The following is a 4,500-nucleotide window of genomic DNA, read 5'->3' as shown; positions in this document are numbered from 1 at the left end:
GGGGGCGAACAGACACACCCCCACCCCCCCCCCACCGCAGACCCCCCTCTCCTCCCCCCCCCCCCCCCGCTTCTGCGTTCGCTCCCTCCCGCTTTGGTAAGGTCTCCCCCGATGCCCGCTGACCTGAACCGCCTCGCGTCCTGGCTGCGCTGCCCGGTGTGCGCGGCGGACCTCGAACCCGTCGACCACCTGACGCTGGGCTGCGCCAACGGCCATCGCCACGACGTCAACAAACGCGGCTACGTCTCCCTGCTCGGCGGAGGCAGCAAGCACCTGGGCGACACGTCCGGGATGCTGGACGCGCGGGACCGCGTCCTCGAGACCGGCGCCTACTCCCCCATCGCGCAGGCGGTCGCTGCGGCCACCGCCGGGACGCGGATCCTCGACGCAGGCGCCGGCACCGGCCACTACCTGCGCGCTGCGCTGACCGCCGTGCCGTCGGCGCTCGGGCTCGCCATGGACCTCTCGCCGCAGGCGGTCGCCCGGGCCGTCCGCTCGTCGGACCGAATCGACGGGCTCGTCGCCGACACGTGGCGCCCCCTCCCGCTCCGGTCGGAGGGTGCGGACACGATCCTCGATGTCTTCGCCCCCCGGAACCTGCCCGAGTTCCACCGCGTCCTCCGCCCGGGAGGGGTTCTGGTGGTCGTCGTGCCGCGTCCCGATCACCTCGGATCGCTGCGGGCTGCGGGGACGATGCTCGACATCCCGTCCGACAAGGCAGTGGACGTCATTGCCACGTCAGAGGCCCTGTACGCCCTTCAGACGCGCGAATCCGTCGGGTACGACTTAGCACTCACGGACGACCTCGCCGCAGCTCTGGCGGGCATGGGCCCGTCGGCGCGCCACGCGGCAGCCGAGGACACGACGGGCGAGGGCGCGGCCGCCGGCACACCGGAGACGACCCGCGTCTCCGTCGAAGTCCTCCGCCTCGCCCGCCGCTGACGAACCAGCACCCCGGACGCGACACGCGTCTCCGTTGACGTCTTCCGCTGATGCCCGCACCGCATCCACTGGTCCCGACATGCCGTTTCGAACGCGCCGAAACGGCATGTTGGGACCACCAGTTGGCGTCGTCGGACGATCCGTGGGACGCAACACGCCGTTAGGGCGAGGCGCGTGGCGGCGTGTTGCGTCCCACGGAGGGAACCACCGACGCAAAGGGCCGCCTCGCACGGATGGAGCCGCCACGCGAAAGGGCCGCCTCCCGGAGGAGACGGCCCTTCGTGCGAGGTGCGACGTGCAGGTCAGCGGGCGAAGTAGCCGCGGTAGTACTCGTAGACCCAGCCGACGAGGCAGACGAGGGCGAAGGCGACGCCGATGAAGCAGATCCAGAAGCCCACGGCGAGGCCGAGGATGACCAGGCCCGCACCGACGGCGAGGGAGAACGGCCACCAGCTCCACGGGCTGAAGTGCCCGAGCTCGGGGTCGCCGTCGTCGATGTTCGCGTCGAGGCGGTCCTCCGGCAGCTCACCGCCCTGCGAGGCGTGCGAGCGGCCCACGTAGAAGGCGATGAACGCCGAGAGGATGGCCGCGAGCAGCATGCCGACGGTGCCCACCCACTCCACGTTGCGGTGGAACTCGTCGAGCAGGTTCCACAGCGTGTAGACGAGGGACGACAGGACGAAGAAGATCGACAGGATCCAGAACAGGATCGCATTGGCGCGCATGGATTACCTCACCTCGTCGTTCGCGATGTCGTGCACGGGGGCTTGCGGGGCGTCCTTGGCCGCTCCGATCCCGATCGGGATGCCCGCCTCGGGGTGGTTCAGGTCGAAGGCCGGGGACTCCGAGCGGATGCGCGGGATCGACGTGAAGTTGTGCCGCGGCGGCGGGCAGCTGGTGGCCCACTCGAGCGAGCGGCCGTAGCCCCACGGGTCGTTCACGGTCACCTTCGGCGCGTTGCGCGCGGTGAGGTAGACGTTCACGAAGAACGGGATCATCGAGATCGCGAGGATGCCCGCACCGACCGACGACACCTGGTTCATCCAGGTGAAGCCGTCCGACGGCAGGTAGGTCGCGTACCGTCGCGGCATGCCGACCACGCCCAGCCAGTGCTGGATGAGGAAGGTCGTGTGGAAGCCGATGAACAGCAGCCAGAAGTGCCACTTGCCCAGCCGGTCGTTCAGCATCTTGCCCGTCCACTTCGGCCACCAGAAGTAGAAGCCGGCGAACATCGCGAAGACGACCGTGCCGAACACGACGTAGTGGAAGTGCGCCACCACGAAATACGTGTCGGACACGTGGAAGTCGAGCGGCGGCGACGCCAGGATCACGCCGGTCAGACCACCGAAGGTGAAGGTGATCAGGAACCCGATCGACCACAGCATCGGCGACTCGAAGGTGAGCGAGCCGCGCCACATCGTGCCGATCCAGTTGAAGATCTTCACGCCGGTCGGGACCGCGATGAGCATCGTCATCAGCGAGAACCAGGGCAGCAGCACCGATCCGGTGACGTACATGTGGTGCGCCCACACGGTGACCGACAGGGCCGCGATCGAGATCGTCGCATAGACCAGCGTCTTGTACCCGAAGACCGGCTTGCGGCTGAACACCGGGAAGATCTCCGACACGATGCCGAAGAACGGCAGCGCGATGATGTAGACCTCGGGATGCCCGAAGAACCAGAACAGGTGCTGCCAGAGCAGGGCTCCGCCGTTCGCGGCGTCGTAGATGTGCGCATCGAACACGCGATCGGCGGCCAGCGCGAACAGCGCAGCGGCGAGAACCGGGAACGCCATCAGCACGAGGATCGAGGTCACCAGGGTGTTCCAGGTGAAGATCGGCATCCGGAACATGGTCATGCCCGGGGCGCGCATCGTGATGATGGTCGTGATGAAATTGACCGCACCGAGGATGGTGCCGAAGCCCGAGAGGCCGAGGCCGAGCACCCAGAGGTTGCCGCCGAGCCCGGGCGAGAACGTCGTGCTCGACAGCGGCGCATAGGCGAACCATCCGAACGAGGCGGCGCCCTGCGGGGTGAGGAAGCCGGCGACGGCGATCAGCGAGCCGAACGAGTAGAACCAGTAGGCCAGCGCGTTCAGCCTCGGGAAGGCCACGTCCGGCGCGCCGATCTGCAGCGGCATGAGCACGTTGGCGAATCCCGCGAACAGCGGCGTCGCGAACATCAGCAGCATGATCGTGCCGTGCATCGTGAAGAGCTGGTTGTACTGCTCCCTGGTCTGCACCACCTGAAGACCCGGCTCGAACAGCTGGGCGCGGATGATGAGGGCCATCACGCCGCCGATGAGGAAGTACACGAACGAGGAGATCAGGTACATGTACCCGATGGTCTTGTGATCCGTCGACGTGATGTAGTTCACGAGGATGTTGCCCTTGCGGACCGCACCGTTCGCGGTGAGGATCGTGGACGCAGGCCTCGGAGCCGCGGTGGCTCCCGGTGCGGGTGCTGTCGTCGTCATCAGTCTGTCCTACTCGTTACCCGTAGGGGCGGCGCCCGTTCCGGGCAGGTTCTGGTTGCGGTCGTACTCGGAGCCCAGCTGACCCGTGAATCCCTGGTCGCGCAGGCTCTGGATGTGAGCGTCGTACTCCGACTGCGGCACGATCTTCACGTTGAAGAGCATCGCCGAGTGGTATTCGCCACAGAGCTCGGCGCACTTGCCGACGAAGGTGCCCGTACGGTTCGTGGTCGAGAAGTACAGGTAGTTCGTCTTGCCCGGGATGACGTCCTTCTTGTACAGCATCGCGGGGACCCAGAAGGAGTGGATCACGTCGCGCGAGTCGAGCTGGATCGTGATCGTCTTGTTCTCGGGCAGGTACAGGGTCGGGATCTTGCCCTCCTGGACCGCGCCCTGTGTGGCGCTGTTGTCGTCCGGCTGGACCTGGACGCCCGGGTCGTAGACGTTGTCGGTCACGTAGTTGAAGTCCCACGCCCACTGCTTGGCGTACACCTGGATCTTGAGGTCCGGGTTCGCGTACGGCTTCTCGATCGCCGCCTGGTCGCGGGCGGTGAAGGCGAAGAAGCCGAGGACCAGGATCAGCGGCACGACCGTGTAGAAGATCTCGATCGGCATGTTGTAGCGCAGCTGCGACGGCAGGCCGGTCTGGCCCTTGCGCCGGCGGTAGACGATGACCGTCCACAGGATCAGTCCCCACACGATGATGCCGACGATCAGGAGCACGATCCAGCTGGTCACCCACAGGCCGCTGATGCGGTCGGTGTGGTTCGTGACGGGCGGCTGACCCTCCACGAAGCCCGGGAGGAATCCGTGCAGCTGAGCCTGCGTGCAGCCCGCAAGCGCCACGACGAGCATCGCAGCGATCGGGATGGCAGCCCATCGGAGACGGCGATTGTGACGCACCGGTGACCTTTCGAGTGACTACGGGGACAGTTCACATGCAACTGTATGTGGCTGTATCCACCCTACTCCGACTGACACCCTGATCAGAACAAAAGGGCCGCCCTGTGGAGGGCGGCCCTGTGTGTTTTCGTGTGCTATGGAACTCAGTGGAAGGAGTCTCCACAGGCGCACGAACCGGTCG

The 4,500-nt window shown here is 66.7% G+C and carries 4 protein-coding genes; 1 reads left to right on the top strand and 3 read right to left on the bottom strand.

Translation table 11 applies throughout. From position 1 onward, the window contains the following. Positions 1–111 precede the first annotated feature (111 nt). Positions 112–942 (top strand): methyltransferase domain-containing protein, encoded by an 831-nt coding sequence (locus ACPYOG_RS18745; protein ID WP_481295655.1) that lies wholly within the window; start codon positions 112–114, stop codon positions 940–942. A 302-nt stretch (positions 943–1,244) separates the two neighbouring features. On the opposite strand, the gene ACPYOG_RS18740 is transcribed toward ACPYOG_RS18745, so the two are convergent. From ACPYOG_RS18740 to ctaC, 3 genes are read right to left on the bottom strand one after another with little or no spacing between them, the layout of a single operon-like run. Then, positions 1,245–1,667, bottom strand: coding sequence for a cytochrome c oxidase subunit 4 (locus tag ACPYOG_RS18740; protein WP_481295654.1), 423 nt, complete (start codon positions 1,665–1,667; stop codon positions 1,245–1,247). Between the two features lie 3 nt (positions 1,668–1,670). Then, on the bottom strand, positions 1,671–3,419 hold the full coding sequence (gene ctaD, locus ACPYOG_RS18735) for an aa3-type cytochrome oxidase subunit I (protein WP_481295653.1): 1,749 nt from the start codon (positions 3,417–3,419) through the stop codon (positions 1,671–1,673). A gap of 9 nt (positions 3,420–3,428) precedes the next feature. After that, complete coding sequence (gene ctaC / locus ACPYOG_RS18730; RefSeq protein ID WP_481295652.1) at positions 3,429–4,319, bottom strand: aa3-type cytochrome oxidase subunit II; 891 nt, start codon at positions 4,317–4,319, stop codon at positions 3,429–3,431. Positions 4,320–4,500: the final 181 nt, after the last annotated feature.

This window comes from Leifsonia sp. HAY1-4F, from assembly GCF_056755275.1.
This window is presented reverse-complemented; position numbering and strand designations above follow the sequence as displayed.